This is a genomic window from Polaromonas sp. (assembly GCF_039932935.1).
In the GTDB taxonomy this organism is placed as follows: domain Bacteria; phylum Pseudomonadota; class Gammaproteobacteria; order Burkholderiales; family Burkholderiaceae_C; genus Polaromonas.
Genome location: NZ_JBDTPB010000061.1, coordinates 1 through 17,442, shown reverse-complemented (window position 1 = coordinate 17,442; position 17,442 = coordinate 1). Strand labels below are relative to the sequence as shown.

The following is a 17,442-nucleotide window of genomic DNA, read 5'->3' as shown; positions in this document are numbered from 1 at the left end:
AGGGAGTGCCGCATGTCCGTGCTCAAAAATCTCTTTAGCGCTAGCAAGAGCCCCAAGCCGGGGGCCAGCGGGCCGGAAACGAGTCCGGTCAAGATGAACCTGGACGAGCGCATGGAGTTTCGGCGCGAGATGCTCTTTGAGGCCATCCGGGTCACGATGCAGGCCCACGGAATTTTGTCGGCGAGCTACAAATTTCGCGTGGTGCGAAACGACAAGCGGGGTCATCAATACCTCGTGCTGATAGATCTGTCGACCGATTTTCTTGAAAACCGGGAAGGGCGCCCGGCCCAGCTGGTGGCACTGGGCGCGGCCATCGCAAAAAATGCCGCCGCGCGTTATGACTTGCTGGTCGCCGGTGTCTATTGGCAGGTCAATGAGCGGATTCAGGGCTTTGAAAGCAGCCGGCCGGCCATGCTGCACTCGGGCAGCGACCTGACCGGTGCCCCGCCGGTGCGGCGCCACGAGCGGGCCACACCCGAAGAGCTCGCGGCCTTTGAGGCTGCCTGGGAAAAAGGCCATGCGATGCACATCGGCGACCGCGTCTATGCGTCCGACCTGTCGCCACTGGAAACGGGCACACCCAAGGACGAGAGCCGGCGCTGACGGCGTGGATGGCGCTAAACGGCGCAGATGAGCGCAGGGCCAAGGCGCAGTTTACAAAGCGTCCTTCCAGGCGAATCAAGACCTGCGCCGCCGCGGCACCACGGTGAGCTGCATCACGTTTTTAGCCATGACAGCCCCGACCGTGACCTGCTGCGGAGAGATGTCCACCAGCTGGTCGGGATGCCAGACCTTCAGCTGTGCGCTGCCTTCGGGCAAGTCTTCAAAGGTGGCAATGCCGTCAGCACTGGTCTTGGCCGCCCAGGGAGATTCGCTCGCATAGATGTAGCCGCGCATGGAGCCGTGGATAAAACAGCCCAGCAAGGTTGCGCCGACGACGCCGGCCTTGTCCAGCGTGACCTCGGTGGATTTTCCGGGTTTTCCGTCCGCCTTGCCTTCCAGCCGCAGCTCAAAGCCGGCATTTGTTGCGCTGAACTGCCCCGTGCCGGCAGGCGAGCTGCGCACATGGTGGTCCCATGGGTCGTTGTTGACGAAAGACACCTTTGCGCCCACGGGCACCACCGTGATCGCCGGAATGAACTGCATTTTTTCCTGGCTGATCGCGGCTTGCATGCCCAGCGGTATTTTGGGCACCGCGTTTTTGTTGGCGGGTAATACCACCACCACAGCATCCTGCACGGGCTTGCCGTCTTTGTCGAGCACCGACACCACAAGATTGCCCGCGTAGGCCGAGACGCCGGACGCCAGTAGCGCTGAAAGAGCAGTGAGCTGCGCGAGTTTTTTCATGGCTTGGCTGCCGTTTCGGGTGGCGTGATGATGTCGCGGTTCATGGGCGCCAGCAGGGCCAGCATTTCGTTTTGTTTGCGAAAAGGAATGCCTTTGGCGTCCATGCTTTGCTGCAGCACTTCCACCAGCGCGTGGAAGTCGGACTTCTTGATGTCCAGGTTGGCGTGGGAGCTCTTCATGTCCGCACCCTTGTAAACACAAGGGCCTCCGCTGAGGGCGCAGAGCTGGTCCACGAGTTGCTCTTTCACGCGCTGCTGGTTGGCGGGTTTGAAGTGCGGGCCGGTGCGTGGGTCGGCCAGTAGGCGGACCATGAAATCGTCCATCAGCGACACCAGGCCGGATTTTTCACCGAAAGCCTTGTAGAGCTGGTCGTTTTGCGGCGCGGCCTGTGCACAGGCTGTGCCGGCCGCCAGCAGGTTGCATGCGACGAGCAATAGGGAGGCCAGAGTTTTTTTCATGTCGGTTCCTTGAAGTCACTGAGTGGGGAGATCGGGTTAATGAGTGGCAGGTCGATGGTCAAGGGGCGTTTTCAGAACGCGACCTGGGCCGAGAGGTAGTAGCCGGTTTGCTTTCGGCTGGCGGTGGTGGCCGGCACGATCACGCCCAGGTCCACATAGGCCAGGGTGAGTAAAAGGTTTTTGGAGGGCGCCCAGGCAATGAAGATGTCTTTCCAGTCTTCGGAACGCAGGCCGTTGCCCAGGCCGGCGACGCGGCCGGCACCTTCAAGCTTGTTGCGCATGAAGCGGTATTCGGCGCCGATGGCGACATTTTTGCTGAGTAGATAAGCCACGGAGAACTCCGGCTGCAGCGTGTATTTGTCTTCGTTGCCACCCAGTGTGGCGCCGTAGCCCAGCAGACCGTTCTGGTTGGCCTTGGTGGCTCGCAGCGTGGCGTTGACGAGCAGGCTTTGACCGAGGAAGAGTTTGGTGGCGCTGACATACACGTCCACGCCGTGCCGCTTGGCACCGAGCGCGCCGAGTGTGGCGTCCAGGCCAGTGGAACCCAGCGTCTTGTATTGCACGCCTACTGCCACCTGCGGCATCAGGGTGTCGCTGTCCAGCACCGCATCGCCCAGCACGCGTACCTTGGCGCCGACGATGGTCTGCTTCAGATGCAGCCCAGGCAAACCCAGGGCCGTGCCGGTGCCGCGGGTGTTGAAGTCCTGCTGCGCGATCGACAGCTCGTAGCGGTCATGGATGCCGACCGCGGCGCCATACACATTCAGGCCGTAGTCGGTGGTACCGGCGTGGGTGAGATAGGCGGAGCCGCCGATTTCATCGGCGGTGGCGTTGCTGCCGATGACGGCCCAGGGCGTGAGGCCGCCGCCGGCTGCGCCCTCAATGGTGCTGACGCCGCCAGTGAGCAGCAGCTTGCCGGTATCGGCGTGGGCGCCCGCACAAAGCAGGGAAAGAACGCTGGCAATCAGAGGGAGTGATACGGTGTGGCGCATGGGTGTCCTGGAAGGGGGGTGAAGCTGGCAAGTCAATAAAAGATCTCGTCAGTCTTCAATACGCTCCGGGGAGCCCAACTGGATTCAACTATTTGGCGGGCCAGATGCGCAAGGGTGGCCCGTCTTCAAAAAAGTGTGAATCCACGGGCCGCCAGCCGGCGTATTCAGGGAAGCTGCGGGACGGCTTGGCAGATTGCCGTTTTCCCGCCCATCAAAACCTTCACCTGGATTGACTGAATGCCTGTTTTTGCCCCGTTTTCGCGCAAGCCCCTTCTTGGTAAACCCCTGATGATGGGGGTGATTGCGGCGCTAGTGGTCGCTGGCAGCATGCCTCTGGGCGCCCAGACCGCCCCGGCTCGAGAGTGGACCACTCCACCGCCGGGGGACGTGGTGCGCGGCATGGCCCTGTACCAGGCGCGTTGTACGGCATGCCACAGCGTGGACAGCAACCGGACCGGGCCCGCCCACCGCGGCGTGATGGGGCGCCGCGTGGGCAGCCTTCCGGGCTACAGGTATTCAGACGAACTGGCGCGGTCTCGGCTGCGCTGGACGCCCCAGACATTGAACGCCTGGCTGGAAGACCCCGAACAATTGGTGGCAGGGCAACGCATGGGCTTTCAGGTGGAAAGCGCCAATGAACGTGCTGACCTTATTGCCTACCTCGCCACGCTGAAATGACGCTGAAGTGACGCATGTTCCGATGCGTTGCGAGCAATGGCCGCATCAGGGATCAAGCCGCTGCCTTCGCTTTCTTTTCGGCCACGCCGGTCTTCGGGGTGCGGCTCTTCTTGCGGGCTGCCATCGAGTCGGCTTTCAGCGTGCGGCGTCGCCGCTCAAGAAAGTTCAGCAGCCGGTGCTCGGCCGCGTACAGGCCGCGCTTTTTTTTACCCGACTCCAGTTGGGGCCACAGCGCACCCGCGGCGGCTGCATCCTGGGCCAGGGTGCTTCCCAGCGACAGCACCGCCGGATGGATGTAAGACTTTTTGCAGACCGCCGGCGTGTTGCCGAGGAGGCGGGCCACTTCCTGCAGCACGGCTTTGGTGCTGTACGCCATCGCTGCGGCGGCGGTGCCGTTACCGCCGCAGGCCAGGCGGGTCAGCTCCAGCGCCTGCACTGTGCCGTGCCAGGTGCGGAAATCTTTTGCGGTGAGGTGTAGCCCCCACGGTTGCTCACTGCGTGTAGCGTCCTGCCCTCCGAGGGGGCCGCTGCGCCTGTGGCCTGGCGAAGCCAGTTCCGCGGCCCCTGTTTGAGGGGGAACTTGTGTCGACGCATGGCGGCTTCTTGTGGGCAGTGCCGCTATCGCTGCCAGGTAGTCATTGACATCGCTTGAACCAATCGCGTGCAACTCCCCTTTTTCATCTTCATACTGAAACAGCAATTGACCGGGCAATTGCTGGCAGCGCCGCACCACGGCGGCCGCCTTGGGGTCGTCAACTTTCAGTTCCTGCATCACGCCGCTTTTCCCCCTGAAGCGCAGCTGCAGCGTTTTGCCGCGCACCCCGGCGTGCGGATTGCGCAGGGTGGTCAGGCCATAGGAGGCGTTTTCCCGGGCGTACTCGTCGTTGCCGACGCGAACGTAAGTCGTGTCGAGCAAGCGCACCAGGGTGGCCAGCACCAGGCTGCGGGTGACGGGGCGGTTGCGGTGCGGCACCAGGTCACGCGCCACGCGCGCGCGTATGCGCGGCAAGGCCTGGCCGAAAGCCTGCAGTTTTTCAAACTTGCTGTCGTTGCGCTGGGTTTGCCAGTCGGCGTGGTAGCGGTACTGTTTGCGGCCTCGCGCGTCGTAACCGGTGGCCTGGAGGTGCCCGTTGGGCCGCGGGCAAATCCAGACCCGGCTGTAGGCGGGGGGAATTGCCAGTTTCTGGATTCTGCGAATTTCATCCGCGTCATGGATCCATTGGCCGGCGGCGTTTCGGTAGCGAAATCCCTTGCCGCTTTTGATCCGGGCGAGGCCGGGCATGTCGTCGCTGACATACACCAGGCCGCTGCCCCGCAGGATGGGCGAGGGCTTTGGGGAAGAAGGCGGCTTGGATGGAGTGCCTGGCATCGGATGTCTGTCTTGGGGTGGTCAGTACTGGTTGCTATTAATTTGTAGCTGCTTGCGCTCGTCCTGTCTGCCTTGGCGCGCGTTTTTGCTTAAGAGATTTGCCGGTTTCCTCATGAACTGCAACGGCCGGGTGCAATCCAGACGGGCTATTGTGTGGATGGCCGCAGCCAGAGACTGTAGGACTCAGCCGTTTGATCGCCCGCCCTGGGTCTGATGTTGTACGCCATGCCGGGGGGCTTTCGGCGCGGACAGACCGGCTGATACCATCGTAGCGATGAAACGACGCGACTTTCTTGCCACCGCCACGCTGGCTTTCACCGGAGGATTTGCCATGGCCGACGTACCCAAGGTTCAATCACTGGACGAGGCCTTGCGATGGCTGGACCGTATGGACCAGGCGGCCAGCGTTAAAACCACCGGCCAGTGGCCTTTGGTGTCGGTGCTGGAGCACATGGCGCAAAGCATTGAAATGAGCCTGGACGGTTTTCCGCAACCCAAGGGCGCGGTGTTCCAGAACACGGCCGGTGCCGCGGCATTTGCTTTTTTCAAATGGCGTGGGCAGATGAGCCACAGCTTGAGCGAGCCCATTCCCGGCGCCGCACCGCTGACCCGCGAAGGCGACTGGCGCCCGGCGTCAATGCGGCTGCGCGCTGCCATCGCTCGCTTTGCCGGGCACCAAGGGGCGCTCAAGCCGCACTTTGCCTATGGCGCACTCAGCAAGGCCGATTTTTCCCGGGCCCACACCTTTCACATCGCCAACCATCAGGATGAAATTGTGCTGGTGGCACGTTAGAAGAGTTGGTCGATTGCTATTGATTCAATAGCTGCTTGCGCTCGTCCTGCCTGGGCGGCGGGCACTTTTTGTTCATAAATGCCGTCTTCGCCGAGTTTGGCCAGCGTACTGGCCCGAACACCCAGCAGGCGCAGTTTTTTGTCCAGCGGCACCCGCTTCAGGCACAGGCCTGCCAGTTGGCGAATGGTTTTTCCGTCTGCCGTGTAGGTGTCTGAGGTCTGGTCGCGCGTCGCGATCTTGAAGTCGTCATAGCGCAGCTTGATACCGATGGTCTTGGCCACGTAGCCCTTGCGCTGCAGGTCTTCGCCCAGCCGCTCGCACAGGTCGGTAAAAATGGCGCCCAGCGCGGCCTTGTCGCGCACCGCATGCAGGTCCCGGTCAAAGGTGGTTTCGCGGCTCATGCTGACGGGCTCGCTCTCGGTGACCACCGGACGGTCATCGCGGCCCCAGGCGGCTTCGTGCATCCAGGCGCCGGTGGCCTTGCCGAAGTTGTCGACCAGCCAGCCCGGGTCTTGCGCGGCCAGCTCGCCAATGGTGTGAACGTGCAGCCGTGCCAGTTTGTCGCCCGACTTCGGGCCGATGCCGTTGATCTTGCGCACGTGAAGCGGCCAGATTTTTTCCTGCAGGTCCGACTCGTAAATGATGGAAATTCCGTTGGGCTTGTTGAACTCGCTGGCCATTTTGGCCAACAGCTTGTTAGGGGCTACGCCGACAGAGCAAGTCAGACCGGTGATTTCAAAAATGGCCTTCTGAATCAACCGCGCCAGCACACGCCCGCCTTCGCGCTGGCCGCCCGGCACGTCGGTGAAGTCGATGTAGACCTCGTCTACGCCGCGGTCCTGCATCACGGGCGCGATGTCCATGATGGTGGTTTTGAAGAGCTGCGAGTATTTGCGGATCTCCGCAAAATCCACAGGCAACACAATGGCCTGCGGGCACAGTTTGGCGGCCTTCATCATCCCCATGGCCGAACCCACACCGAACTGGCGCGCCGCATAGGTGGCCGTGGTGATGACGCCGCGGCCCACATAGTCCTTGAGCAGCGGGAATTCAGCGACCGGAATGAAGCGCGGCAAGCGCTCGGGCTGCGACAGCAAGGCCTCGTCGACCTGGCGCCGCCCACCGCCAATCACCACGGGCAGGCCCTTGAGCTGCGGAAAGCGCAGCAGCTCGACGGACGCAAAAAAAGCGTCCATGTCGAGGTGGGCAATGCGGCGGATTCTGGGTGGATTGGAAAGGGACGGGGCACTCACCCGGCAAGCATAGCAATTGCTTGCACCTTACGCGCGTAAGCAGCGATATAGTCCCGGCATCCAACGCTGCCACGACCCAATTTGGCCCTATTTGATCCACATAAGGAATTGACCATGAGCTTCAAGACGCCGCTCCGTTTTATTCTCGCTGCCTTATTCCTGTCGTGCGGGGCCGGCGCCTTTGCACAAGACAAAGCCTGCTTGATGGAAAGCAGCTTTACCTTCGCCGGACAAAAAACAGAGATCAAGGACTGCCTGCAAAACGGCGGCGTGCCGCAGGCGCAGTTCAAGGAAACCTGCACCGGTCTGGCGCAGACGGCCGCCGCCATGGGCGGGCCGCCCGCCACGGTGAGCTATATGGCGGCCTGCCCGGCACAGCCGCAAGGCTCATGCGAAGGTTTCTTCGGCAAGCCCATGACCAGCTACTACTACAAGCGCGACCCGAAAACGCTGGGCGCGGTCAAAAGCAGCTGTACCGCGCAGGGCGGCAAGTGGAAGTGACGCGGGCTGCTTGAGCCCGTGTGGGCGATCTCAGTGATCGTGGTGAAGGTAGCGTGCCTCGCGCGGCAGGCGAAAAGCCACCAGGAAGGCCAGCACCATCATGCCTGTCACGTACCAGTAAAACGCCTGTTCGTGCCCCAGGGTTTTCAGGCCCAGCGCCACGTATTCGGCCGAGCCACCAAACAGTGCGTTGGCCACGGCATAGGCCAGGCCCACGCCGAGCGCCCGCACTTCGGGCGGAAACATTTCGGCTTTTACCAGGCCGCTGATGGAGGTGTAGAAGCTCACGATAGCCAGCGCCAGGATGATGAGCAGGAAGGCAATAAACGGGCTCGTCACGTTTTGCAACGCGGTCAGGATCGGCACGGTGCAAAGTGCGCCCAGCGCGCCAAACCACAGCATGGATGCGCGCCGGCCGATGCGGTCAGACAGCATGCCGAAGAGCGGCTGCATCAGCATGTAGACAAACAGCGCGCCCGTCATGATGGCGCTGGCGGTTTTGACCGACATGCCAGCTGAGTTGACGAGGTACTTTTGCATGTAGGTGGTGAAGGTGTAGAAGATCAGCGACCCGCCGGCGGTGTAGCCCAGCACCGTAAAAAACGCGGCCTTGTGATGCCTGAACAGGCTGGCCACGCTGCCGGCGTCCTTGCTGGCGCGTGTCGAGGCGTTGGAAGTTTCTTCGAGTGAGCGCCGCAAAAAAAGCGCGATCACGGCGGCCAGCGCACCGATCACAAAAGGAATGCGCCAACCCCAGGCACGCAACTCGTCTTCGGAAAGCACGAACTGCAAAATCACGACCACCAGCACAGCCAGCAGTTGCCCGCCTATCAGCGTGACGTACTGAAACGATGAGAAGAAGCCGCGCTGGCCCTTGAGCGCCACTTCGCTCATGTAGGTGGCCGTGGTGCCGTACTCGCCGCCCACCGACAGGCCCTGGAACAGCCTGGCCAGCAACAGCAGCACAGGCGCCAGCGTGCCAATGCTGGCGTAGGTCGGCATGCAGGCAATGGCGAGCGAACCGGCGCACATCATCGTGACCGAGATCACCATGGAGGTCTTGCGTCCGCGCTTGTCGGCAATGCGCCCAAACAGCCAGCCGCCAATGGGACGCATCAAAAAGCCCGCGGCGAAGACGCCCGCCGTGTTGAGTAGCTGGGAGGTCGGGTCGCCCTTCGGGAAAAAGGCCGGTGCGAAGTAGATCGCACAGAAGGCGTAGACATAGAAGTCAAACCATTCGACCAGGTTACCGGACGACGCGCCAACAATGGCAAAGATGCGTTTGCGTCGCTCTTCAGCGCTGTAGGGGGAGGGAGTCATCTATTTGCCTTGTGTTGCTGCTGCGCCTGTCTTTTCAGCGGTCATTGCACTGGACAGACCTGCGCGGAAATTGAGCGGAGATGAATAGGAATGAATCGAAACGAAGGCGAAAGTTGCGTCGGAGAATGAATTGAACATTGCGGTTCGAGTCGGCGGTTCAGGATTTTTTTATTGTGTTTTTGACTGGGTAGCAGGATTGAGGCAAATATTCCCTTCAGTTTGTAGGCGCCTGGCGACTTTTTGTCAGGGCGGCGCAGCCGAAGCCGGTTGAGCAAAGAGAGGCAGCCTGGCGGTCCGGCGAAATCCGGGCCGCACCCGTGCAAGAATGCCCTCCATGCCGCCGCGTCACGTCACATAAATCTGGCGAGTTGGCTTCGACCGGGAGATAACTACACCTCATGACACCCGTGACACACGTTCGTCGATGGCTATTCTTTTTTGTAGGGTTCGGTATGAGCTTGGTCGGCAGCGCCTGGGCCGCTAAAAGCCGGTGCTTTGGTACCGTCAGCCACGGGCGTATCGAGGACAGCGTCAAGCTGGCTTCCAGCGGACCGAATTTCTCCGCTTACAGTACTGCGGCCGCCTTGGCGGGGCGCACCCATGTTCATTCGCAGGTCGCAAAGATCGTGTCCGCAGCGTACGCCAACCTATATGCCGTGAGCCCCGAGCTGCGGTATGTGTATGGCGAAACGGGCTGGCCTTCCGGAGGGCGGTTTCGTCCACATCGCACACATCAGAATGGCCTCTCGGTGGATTTTTTCGTTCCGGTGCGTGACCAGGGCGGCGCGTCTGTGCCTCTGCCGACGGGAATTACGAACCGGCTGGGCTACGACATCGAGTTCGACGCCAATGCGCGGTATGCCGGGCTGGCCATAGATTTTTCGGCGATGGCGGAACACCTCTACCAGCTTCATCTGGCGGCAAAGGCCAACGGCGCAGAGATTGCCCTGGTGATTTTTGACCCACCACTGGTTCCCAGGCTGTGGGGTACGCCGCGAGGCCCTTACCTGCAGAAGAATTTGCCTTTTATGAAGGGCTCTGCCTGGGTGCGGCATGACGAGCATTACCACGTTGATTTCAAAATTCCATGCAAGCCCGAGTAGACGTTTGACCTCTGGCATCATCCCGGTGACCTCTACCTTGAAAGTCAACACCATGTCGTCTCGCGCAGTCGGAACCTTCGAAGTCAAGCTACTGCCCCAGCCTTTGGCGAACGCCGACTCAGGCGCGCTGCTGGGGCGTCTGTCCATCAACAAGACCTTCAGCGGCGACTTGCAAGCGACCAGCCAGGGTGAGATGTTGAGCGCGGGAACGGCCGTCAAAGGATCGGCCGGCTATGTCGCCATGGAGCGCGTAACCGGCACGTTGCACGGAAAAAGCGGCAGCTTTGTGCTGCAGCACGGCGGTACCATGAACCGCGGTGCGCCGCAGCTGACGGTCAGCGTGGTGCCCGATTCAGGGACCGATGCGCTGACGGGCCTCAGCGGCACCTTGAGCATCCAGATTGCCGACGGCAAGCATTCGTATGCAATGGACTACGAGATTTCGCCGGGTACTTAAACGCTGCCCGGCGCAGCGTAGCGAAAGTTAGTAAGTCCCCGGCACAAAGATGCTGGTGTCCACCGCCTTGATGTCGGTGCGCCCGCAAAAGGCCATCGTCAGGTCCATTTCCTTGTGGATGATCTGCAGCGCTTTCGTCACGCCTTCTTCACCCATGGCACCCAGCCCGTAGAGGAAGGCGCGACCGATGTAAGTGCCTTTGGCACCCAGGGCAATCGCCTTGAGCGCATCCTGGCCGGAGCGTATGCCACCGTCCATATGCACTTCGATCTGGTTGCCCACTGCGGCGACGATCTCTGGCAGGCATGAAATGGAAGACATCGCGCCGTCTAGCTGGCGGCCGCCGTGGTTGGACACCACCAGCGCGTCGGCACCGGAGTTGACGGCAAGTTTGGCGTCTTCAACGTCCTGGATGCCCTTGAGGATCAGCTTGCCGCCCCAGCGCTTCTTGATCCATTCCACGTCCCCCCAGTTGAGCGCCGGGTCGAACTGCCTGGCCGTCCATTCAGAGAGCGAGCCCATGTTTTCGACACCTTTGACGTGGCCCACGATGTTGCCGAAGCCGTGGCGTTTGGTGCCCAGCATGCCCAGGCCCCAGCGCGGCTTGGTCATCAGGTTGAGGATGGTCGAAAGTGTGGGCTTGGGCGGAGCGCTCAGGCCGTTTTTCAGGTCTTTGTGACGCTGGCCGAGGATCTGCAAGTCCAGCGTGAGTACCAGTGCGGAACAATTGGCCGCCTTGGCGCGGTCGATCAGGCTTTCGATGAAGGCCCTGTCTTTCATCACGTAGAGCTGAAACCAGAAGGGGTGGCGGTCAGTGCCGGCGGCCACGTCTTCGATGGAGCAGATGCTCATGGTCGATAGCGTGAACGGAATGCCGAATTTTTTTGCCGCGCGGGCGCCCAGGATTTCGCCGTCGGCGTGTTGCATGCCCGTGAGGCCCGTGGGCGCGATGGCGACCGGCATGGCCACCGGCTGGCCAACCATGGTGGTGGCCGTGCTGCGGTTTTCCATGTTTACTGCCACCCGCTGGCGCAACTTGATCTTCTGGAAGTCGCTTTCGTTGGCGCGGTAAGTGCTTTCGGTCCATGACCCGGAGTCGGCGTAGTCGTAAAACATGCGGGGCACCCGCTTTTTGGCCAGAACGCGCAGGTCTTCGATGTTGGTGATCACGGGCATGAGCTTGTCTCCGGAAGCGGGGTCAACGAGTGGCTGGCGTCCAAAATGCCCGCCAGTGCCGGCAATGGTAAAGGCGGCGCGGCGAAGCGGCGTGAATTCTGCCTCCGGCCGCTTGAAATTATTTCCACATGCCCCCTGGACAGGGCGGGCGCCCTGTCTATCTTCGTGCCTTCTACCAGCTGCCGGACGAACCACCGCCGCTGCTGGAGCCGCCCGACGAACTCCGGCTGCTCGCGCTGGAGCTAGAGCCGGAACTGGAGCTGCTGCCCGATGAGTCGCTGTCACTGTCCCCGCTGCTGCCACCGACGCCGCCGGGGAAGAAAGCGAACAGCATCGCCAGGCCGGTCGCCATTCCCACGGGCAGCCAGGAGGTCCAGTCAGGCCCGAGCGGGCCCGGCGGATTTTGGTACGCCACGTACGCCACGATGCCAGCCACCACGGCGCTGCGCACAGCGAGTTCCAGCAGGCTTCTTTTGTAGGCCATGTAAACGCCCGTGGCGATCAGGCCGAGCAGCAGGCAGCCCACACCGCCCACCACGGCGTAGAGAACGCCCCACCCGAACGCGTGAGCGCCTACTACATGCGCAATGCCGACCATGAGGCCGATCACCAGCGCGATACCGACGGCAACCATGCGCACTGTGCGAGAGCGGCCACAGCCGAATCCCAGCGCAAAAGCCAGCGGCGCCGGGAAAGACAGCAAGATGGCCGCCATGGCGGGCTCCTTCAGGACAACCGCCGCCACCAGGGGCAGGGCGGCTGCCACGCCGACTGTCACCTGCCACTTCCAGGTGCGGCGTGCGCGAACCGCACCCACGGCGAAACCCCACAGCAGTGTGGCAAAAAACGCCCAGCCAAAGGGCGTGATGCCGCCCGACTCTTCGCTGCTTAGGGGTTGCGCATCGCCGCGCACCAGCGCGCCGATGCTGTTGATGGCCGCTTCCAGCCCGCCCGCATAGTCGTTTCTGCGAAATCGTGGCTTCATGTCCTGGTCGATGATGCGGCCCGCCAGCACGTCAGGCACGGTGCCCTCCAGGCCCTGGCCCACCTCGATACGCATGCGCCTGTCTTCTGTGGCCACCAAAATCAGGATGCCGTCGTCGCGCTTGGTGTCGCCGATCTTCCATTTTTCGAACACGCGCGTGGCGTATTGCTCGATGGCTTCGTCGCCCGTGGTTGGCACCATAAGCACGACCACCGCGGCCCGGGTATCTGCCTCGAGCGCCAGGATCTGTTGGTTCAATTCCGCGATGTGTGTGGTGTGCAGTGTGCCGGTGGTGTCGAGTACGCGCGCGCTGTAGGGGGGAACGGCCACCCGGACGCTATCGGTCGGCCTGGCCACCGCCGTGACATCGGTTGGCTCGGGCGGCTGCGCTGCATCGGTCGGCTGGGCCATGGCACCGGCCGTCAGCACGCAGAGCAAGACCCACAGGACAGCCAGGGTCTTGTAGAGGTGCCGTGTTGGGTGCACCAGCGTGGATTGCAGGAAGGAGAGGGCAGGTTGGGGACGAAGCATGGTGAGCACAATGGTGTCGGGTGTCGGGTGTCGGGGTAGTGAGGATCAACGTGCCGCGTCAACGCACTGCAGGCGCGCCGCCACGCGCGCTGGCTTCGCGCACACCGGCGCCGCGCACTTCGAACTTGATCTCATCGGCCACCTTGCCATTGGCATCCAGCAACTGCACGACGTGCCGGCCGGGCCATGGCAACCATTGCGCCCGTGAGCCGCGCGCGAATTCCTTGCCGTCCATCAGCCAGCGTGTACCGCGGCCTTCGGCGCTGAAGCTGATGCGTTGGTGCGTAGGGGGGATGTCCGGGTCCAGCGCGATGATGGTGCCCGAGGCGGGAGCGGTGATGCGGGGCACCGCATCAGGCTCAGCAACTGTTTTTTGAATGCCTTTTTGAGTGCTATTTCGGGCTGTGGCCCTTTCAGGGCGTGCGCCAGAAGCTCCTGAATTGATAGCAAATACCGCTTGCTCCGTACCTTTGAGGAACCATTCGCTGCGGGCAGCTTCCAGTGGCGTACCGCCCTGGTTTCCAAACCGGGTCTGGCTTTGCACCAGGCCGGCGGGCGGCGTGGGGGCGCGGCTGCGTTCGGTCTTGTGCAGGTAGTTCATCAGGGCCGTCCAGATGGGCGCTGCGCCGCTGGTGCCGCTCACGTCCCACATGGGCGCGCCGCTGGCGTTGCCGACCCACACGCCCACGGTGTAGCGCTGCGAAAAGCCCATGGCCCAGTTGTCGCGCATGTCTTTGCTGGTGCCGGTTTTTACGGCCGTCCAGAAGCGTGTCGCCAAAATGCTGTCGGTGCCGAAGGTGCGGGCGCGTGCCATCGTATCGGACATGATGTCGGTGGCGATGAAGGCGGCGCGCGCATCCAGCGCAGGCCTGAAGACCGGCTTCGGGTTTTTCGCCAGCGAAGGCGCGCTGTAGCGCCCGCCGTTGGCCAGCGTGCGGTAGGCGTTGGCCAGTGACAGCAAGGAGACCTCGCTGCTGCCCAGTGCCAGGCTGTAGCCGTAGTAGTCGCCCGACTCCCGCAGTGGCAGGCCCACCGCCTTGAGTTGTTTGTGGAAGGCGTCAGGCGACACCATGACCAGCGTGCGCACGGCCGGCACATTCAGCGATGCGCCGAGCGCGGTGCGTGCCGACACCAGGCCCTTGAACTGGTGGTCATAGTTTTGCGGAATGTAGAGTCCGCCCGCCGTCTGGATCTGCGATGAAGAGTCTTCCAGCAGCGAAGCCGCGGTGATGCGGCGCTCGGCAATCGCCTGTGCATACAAAAAGGGCTTGAGCGTGGAGCCTGGCTGGCGCAAGGCAGTGACGCCGTCGACCTCGGCCGCGCCACTGAGTTCGCCCGAAGATCCGACCCAGGCAAGCACTTCACCCGTGGCGTTGTCCAACACCACGATGGCGCCGTCTTCGACGTGCCGGCCGTGCAGTTCGCGCAGCTGTTGGGTGAGCGTTTGCACGGCAAAGCGTTGAAGGGGAGCGCGCAGGGTTGAGGTGAGGGTGCGGCTTGGGAGGTTCGAAGACCCATCAGCCTTGCCATCACCCGGGGGGAGAGGAAGCAAGGCGGATTCATTGCCGCCTCTTTCTCCCTTGGAGATGGCGGGTTCAGCGCCAAGGCTTTCTTTACCTTTCGGAGCAGGCGAGGACGCGCGCAGCGCCAATAGCCTGCGCGCCAGGTGCGGCGCCACGCCTTCACTTGCGTCAAACGCCTTGCGCTGCAAGGCTGCTGCCGCAAAGAGGTCCAGTCCTTCGCAGTCCACCTTCGCGGGAGCCTGCATGACCTTGAGTACACCGCAGGCCCGCTGCGACACCTGCGCTACCTTGGCATTGGGGGCGCGCACCAGCGCAGCCGCAATCGCCGCTTCGCGCTCGTCCAGCCCGTGCGCGGCCTTGTCGAACAGCGTGCGGCTCAGCGCGTCGATGCCCACCATCTCGCCGCGAAACGGCACAAGGTTGAGATACGCCTCCAGGATCTGGTCTTTGCGCCAACGCGCCTCCAGCACCTGGGCCGACACCGTCTGGCCGACTTTCTGCACAATGCTGCGTCCGCCCGCGCCGGCGCGCCAGTCTTCATCCATCAGTCCGGCCAGCTGCATGCTGATGGTGGAGGCACCACGGGTTCTGGTGTTCCACAAATTCCCCCACGCTGCGGCCGACACCGCGCGCCAGTCGACGCCGCTGTGTTCGTAAAAGCGCTTGTCTTCACTGAGCACCAGCGCCGTGCGCAGCGCTGGCGACACGTCAGGCAGCGCCACCCACTGGCCGCGCCGCACCGTTTTGTCGGTGCGCAGGCGCTGGATGAGTTCGCCGCTGCGGTCGAGGATCAGGGTTTCGGAGGGGCGGTAGTCGCGCTTGACTTCGTCGAAGCTGGCAACGGCCCAGGCGGGCGAGATTGCACCGCCTGTGAGAAGGAGGGCCAGTGCGATGCTTGAAAGAACACTCTTTGACTTGCGATTCATTTCTTTGTGCAGAGCCTCAGGTTGGTTCGGGTTGCCTGTACCGCCGGTAGATACGCGTCTGAATCGCTCGGCGGGTAGCTCTCGACGATGTCCTTGTCGCTCTTCGCCGCATCAGGAGCGAGATCCTGCAAGGTCTTCAGGCAAGCCGCGCGATCACCCAGTTTGAACTGCGTGAGCGCCAGGTCGTTTAGCACCCACGCCGACTCCACCCAATGGAGAAACGGCTTGCACTGCGTGGCGATGGGACTGATAACCGCCAATGCAGCCGCGTAGTCTTTCGCCACATAATTTTTCTTGAACGTCTTCTTCGACGCTTGAATGCTCTTGCGCAGGCAAAGAGGCTCAGGCTTGCGGTAGAGCCCCTCGAACCAGGCCCGCATGCCGCATAAATCCCTGCAGGCGTCGGCCCCATTGGTTGAGACCCGCACGTCCTGGCCTTCGGGTTTAAAGCTGACCTGGCAGGCCGATTTTCCTATCTTCGACTTGCTATCAACGATCACGCCATCGAGCTCACACACGTGGGCGTTGGCCCCCGTGGTTTGTATGCTGAACTTGCCGCGCGGTTGAACCTGAAGCGTTCCCCACGCGCCGTCACTGATCACGTATTCACCCTCTGCAGGTGTGCTGAACTGAGCCAAGGCCAGGTTGGCGCCCAGCAACATGAATGCATAAAAGGCGAGCTTCATTCCGGCGTCTCCAGTTTTCTTCATGCCGGCAGCCCGATCTTGGTCGCCGCATTGAAGAGCTGGAAAAATGGCGCCTGCCATGGCCCTTCGGACTCCACCGCCGTTTGCACCAGTACGGTTTGTGTCACGCGGTCCACCAGAACGCGCTGGCCGTGGTGGCCGTTCATCATCATCCAGCTGCCGTCGGGCTTGGGGTGCCAGAAGAAATACTTGTAGCCGGAAAGGCGCATGGCGGTGCCGTGCCGGCCTTGCGCATCAGCTGCCGACCATGAGGAGCATTCGTCAATCCACTTCTTGCTGACGACCTGGCGGCCTTCCATTACGCCGTCCTGCGCGATCAGTTGTGCCAGGCGTGCCCAGTCGCGCAGCCGCGCGCCGAAGCCTATGCAGTTGAACTCCTTGCCTTTGCTGTCGCACAGCCAGCTGGCGCCGCCCTCTGCGCCCAGCGGCTGCCACAGGGCTTCTTCGCAAAAGGCCGCCAGCGGTTTGCCGGTGACCTGGCGGATGACCATGCCGATGGTCAGCGGGCACAGTTCGTTGTAGTTGTAGCGCGTGCCGGGCGGCTCCTGCACGGCGTTCCAGCCGCGCACCACGGCCTCCAGGTCGCTGCCGCTGCCGAGGAGGGCGCGCGGGTAGATGGTGGGGTTGTCGCGATCGTGCAGGATGGCCGCACCGCTGGACATATTGGCCAGGTGGCGCAGGGCAATCCCGCCATGCAGCGTGCCTTTCAGTTCGTCAACATACATCTGCGGGGTGTCGTCCATGGAACGGATCAGGCCTCGGTCCAGGCAGATGCCCAGCAGCAACGACGTCACGCTTTTGGCCATGGACCAGCTCGTCATGCGCATGTCGGGCTTGCGGTCAAACTGGTAAGACTCCAGCAGGACCGTGCCCTTGCGTGCGATGAGCAGGCCCGTCACGGGCCAGGCCTTGAGGTAGTCCGCCGCCGATTCCGTAATGGGCGCGAATGCCTTGACGCCTTCGGTCGATGCCGCTTTCAGCGTGGAAGCCTGTGCGGGCGCGGCGATAGGCCGCGCCCGGAGCATGGCTTCGTAGCCGCCGGAATAATTGCCAATGCGGTAGTCCTTGTCGGTCCAATTGCGGTTGCCGCCCCAGCCGGTCGGGTAGCCGAAGCGCCGCTGCCAGCCGGTAGCGGCCGCAGCCGCTCCGCGCGGCAGCACAATGCCCGCGGCCAGGGCGGCAGCCAAGGCGCGACGCTGGATCATTTCGCGGCTTCCACCTTTACCCTCGCATTCGGAAACTCGCCAAACATCTCAGGCGCGTACATCGCCTCTACCCGGCTTGGTGGCAGCGCGAAGTCGCCGACGTTGTTCAGGCGCACGG

17 protein-coding genes are annotated in these 17,442 nt (G+C 62.5%); 6 read left to right on the top strand and 11 right to left on the bottom strand.

Annotated elements, in window-relative coordinates; all coding sequences use genetic code 11:
* Positions 1–12: 12 nt before the first annotated feature.
* Positions 13–603, top strand: coding sequence for a hypothetical protein (locus ABI546_RS10800; RefSeq protein ID WP_348046600.1), 591 nt, complete (start codon positions 13–15; stop codon positions 601–603).
* A 75-nt stretch (positions 604–678) separates the two neighbouring features.
* On the opposite strand, the gene ABI546_RS10795 is transcribed toward ABI546_RS10800, so the two are convergent.
* The 3 genes from ABI546_RS10795 to ABI546_RS10785 all read right to left on the bottom strand — a co-directional run bounded on the left by ABI546_RS10795 (position 679) and on the right by ABI546_RS10785 (position 2,797).
* Positions 679–1,347, bottom strand: coding sequence for a plastocyanin/azurin family copper-binding protein (locus tag ABI546_RS10795; protein WP_348046599.1), 669 nt, complete (start codon positions 1,345–1,347; stop codon positions 679–681).
* Positions 1,344–1,805, bottom strand: a complete 462-nt coding sequence (locus ABI546_RS10790; RefSeq protein WP_348046598.1) for a group 1 truncated hemoglobin — start codon at positions 1,803–1,805, stop codon at positions 1,344–1,346. The genes ABI546_RS10795 and ABI546_RS10790 overlap by 4 nt, the downstream gene beginning before the upstream one ends.
* A 71-nt stretch (positions 1,806–1,876) precedes the next feature.
* On the bottom strand, positions 1,877–2,797 hold the full coding sequence (locus ABI546_RS10785; protein WP_348046597.1) for a DUF3034 family protein: 921 nt from the start codon (positions 2,795–2,797) through the stop codon (positions 1,877–1,879).
* 237 nt (positions 2,798–3,034) lie between these two features.
* Between ABI546_RS10785 and ABI546_RS10780 the strand changes: the two genes are divergently transcribed.
* Positions 3,035–3,475 carry a c-type cytochrome gene (locus ABI546_RS10780; protein ID WP_348046596.1) on the top strand — a complete coding sequence of 147 codons (441 nt, stop codon included), beginning with the start codon at positions 3,035–3,037 and terminating at the stop codon, positions 3,473–3,475.
* Between the two features lie 52 nt (positions 3,476–3,527).
* On the opposite strand, the gene ABI546_RS10775 is transcribed toward ABI546_RS10780, so the two are convergent.
* The gene (locus ABI546_RS10775) at positions 3,528–4,844 is read right to left on the bottom strand and encodes a DNA topoisomerase IB (protein WP_348046595.1); all 1,317 of its coding nucleotides are present in this window, start codon (positions 4,842–4,844) and stop codon (positions 3,528–3,530) included.
* Between the two features lie 274 nt (positions 4,845–5,118).
* Between ABI546_RS10775 and ABI546_RS10770 the strand changes: the two genes are divergently transcribed.
* Positions 5,119–5,637, top strand: a complete 519-nt coding sequence (locus ABI546_RS10770; RefSeq protein ID WP_348046594.1) for a DUF1569 domain-containing protein — start codon at positions 5,119–5,121, stop codon at positions 5,635–5,637.
* Here ABI546_RS10770 and ABI546_RS10765 read toward each other — a convergent pair.
* A complete protein-coding gene (locus ABI546_RS10765; protein ID WP_348046593.1) occupies positions 5,634–6,833 on the bottom strand; it encodes a DNA polymerase IV in 1,200 nt (399 codons plus the stop codon). The two genes, ABI546_RS10770 and ABI546_RS10765, sit on opposite strands and share 4 nt — an antisense overlap.
* Positions 6,834–7,004: 171 nt before the next feature.
* Between ABI546_RS10765 and ABI546_RS10760 the strand changes: the two genes are divergently transcribed.
* The gene (locus tag ABI546_RS10760) at positions 7,005–7,391 is read left to right on the top strand and encodes a hypothetical protein (protein WP_348046592.1); all 387 of its coding nucleotides are present in this window, start codon (positions 7,005–7,007) and stop codon (positions 7,389–7,391) included.
* Between the two features lie 30 nt (positions 7,392–7,421).
* Here the strand turns inward: ABI546_RS10760 and ABI546_RS10755 are convergent, their stop codons facing one another.
* Entirely contained in the window at positions 7,422–8,711 is a 1,290-nt protein-coding gene (locus ABI546_RS10755) for an MFS family transporter (protein ID WP_348046591.1), read from the bottom strand.
* Positions 8,712–9,163: 452 nt separating this feature from the next.
* Between ABI546_RS10755 and ABI546_RS10750 the strand changes: the two genes are divergently transcribed.
* Positions 9,164–9,814, top strand: coding sequence for a penicillin-insensitive murein endopeptidase (locus tag ABI546_RS10750; protein ID WP_348046590.1), 651 nt, complete (start codon positions 9,164–9,166; stop codon positions 9,812–9,814).
* A 52-nt stretch (positions 9,815–9,866) separates the two neighbouring features.
* Entirely contained in the window at positions 9,867–10,271 is a 405-nt protein-coding gene (locus ABI546_RS10745; protein ID WP_348046589.1) for a DUF3224 domain-containing protein, read from the top strand.
* Between the two features lie 27 nt (positions 10,272–10,298).
* Here ABI546_RS10745 and ABI546_RS10740 read toward each other — a convergent pair whose 3' ends face one another.
* From ABI546_RS10740 to ABI546_RS10720, 5 genes are all read right to left on the bottom strand, one after another.
* On the bottom strand, positions 10,299–11,447 hold the full coding sequence (locus tag ABI546_RS10740; protein WP_348046588.1) for an alpha-hydroxy acid oxidase: 1,149 nt from the start codon (positions 11,445–11,447) through the stop codon (positions 10,299–10,301).
* Between the two features lie 172 nt (positions 11,448–11,619).
* Positions 11,620–12,963: a TPM domain-containing protein gene (locus ABI546_RS10735; RefSeq protein WP_348046587.1), complete on the bottom strand. Its 1,344-nt coding sequence runs from the start codon at positions 12,961–12,963 to the stop codon at positions 11,620–11,622.
* 58 nt (positions 12,964–13,021) lie between these two features.
* Positions 13,022–15,412 (bottom strand): transglycosylase domain-containing protein, encoded by a 2,391-nt coding sequence (locus ABI546_RS10730; RefSeq protein ID WP_348046586.1) that lies wholly within the window; start codon positions 15,410–15,412, stop codon positions 13,022–13,024.
* Positions 15,409–16,098, bottom strand: coding sequence for a hypothetical protein (locus ABI546_RS10725; protein ID WP_348046585.1), 690 nt, complete (start codon positions 16,096–16,098; stop codon positions 15,409–15,411). Before ABI546_RS10725 ends, ABI546_RS10730 begins: the two co-directional genes overlap by 4 nt.
* A gap of 20 nt (positions 16,099–16,118) precedes the next feature.
* Complete coding sequence (locus ABI546_RS10720; protein WP_348046584.1) at positions 16,119–17,324, bottom strand: serine hydrolase; 1,206 nt, start codon at positions 17,322–17,324, stop codon at positions 16,119–16,121.
* Positions 17,325–17,442 lie beyond the last annotated feature (118 nt).

Bases quoted from the DNA above. Each gene is read 5' to 3' on its own strand.
- ABI546_RS10800 (WP_348046600.1), top strand. From the start codon at position 13: ATGTCCGTGCTCAAAAATCTCTTTAGCGCTAGCAAGAGCCCCAAGCCG.
- ABI546_RS10795 (WP_348046599.1), bottom strand. From the start codon at position 1,347: ATGAAAAAACTCGCGCAGCTCACTGCTCTTTCAGCGCTACTGGCGTCC.
- ABI546_RS10790 (WP_348046598.1), bottom strand. From the start codon at position 1,805: ATGAAAAAAACTCTGGCCTCCCTATTGCTCGTCGCATGCAACCTGCTG.
- ABI546_RS10785 (WP_348046597.1), bottom strand. From the start codon at position 2,797: ATGCGCCACACCGTATCACTCCCTCTGATTGCCAGCGTTCTTTCCCTG.
- ABI546_RS10780 (WP_348046596.1), top strand. From the start codon at position 3,035: ATGCCTGTTTTTGCCCCGTTTTCGCGCAAGCCCCTTCTTGGTAAACCC.
- ABI546_RS10775 (WP_348046595.1), bottom strand. From the start codon at position 4,844: ATGCCAGGCACTCCATCCAAGCCGCCTTCTTCCCCAAAGCCCTCGCCC.
- ABI546_RS10770 (WP_348046594.1), top strand. From the start codon at position 5,119: ATGAAACGACGCGACTTTCTTGCCACCGCCACGCTGGCTTTCACCGGA.
- ABI546_RS10765 (WP_348046593.1), bottom strand. From the start codon at position 6,833: ATGGACGCTTTTTTTGCGTCCGTCGAGCTGCTGCGCTTTCCGCAGCTC.
- ABI546_RS10760 (WP_348046592.1), top strand. From the start codon at position 7,005: ATGAGCTTCAAGACGCCGCTCCGTTTTATTCTCGCTGCCTTATTCCTG.
- ABI546_RS10755 (WP_348046591.1), bottom strand. From the start codon at position 8,711: ATGACTCCCTCCCCCTACAGCGCTGAAGAGCGACGCAAACGCATCTTT.
- ABI546_RS10750 (WP_348046590.1), top strand. From the start codon at position 9,164: ATGAGCTTGGTCGGCAGCGCCTGGGCCGCTAAAAGCCGGTGCTTTGGT.
- ABI546_RS10745 (WP_348046589.1), top strand. From the start codon at position 9,867: ATGTCGTCTCGCGCAGTCGGAACCTTCGAAGTCAAGCTACTGCCCCAG.
- ABI546_RS10740 (WP_348046588.1), bottom strand. From the start codon at position 11,447: ATGCCCGTGATCACCAACATCGAAGACCTGCGCGTTCTGGCCAAAAAG.
- ABI546_RS10735 (WP_348046587.1), bottom strand. From the start codon at position 12,963: ATGCTTCGTCCCCAACCTGCCCTCTCCTTCCTGCAATCCACGCTGGTG.
- ABI546_RS10730 (WP_348046586.1), bottom strand. From the start codon at position 15,412: ATGAATCGCAAGTCAAAGAGTGTTCTTTCAAGCATCGCACTGGCCCTC.
- ABI546_RS10725 (WP_348046585.1), bottom strand. From the start codon at position 16,098: ATGAAGCTCGCCTTTTATGCATTCATGTTGCTGGGCGCCAACCTGGCC.
- ABI546_RS10720 (WP_348046584.1), bottom strand. From the start codon at position 17,324: ATGATCCAGCGTCGCGCCTTGGCTGCCGCCCTGGCCGCGGGCATTGTG.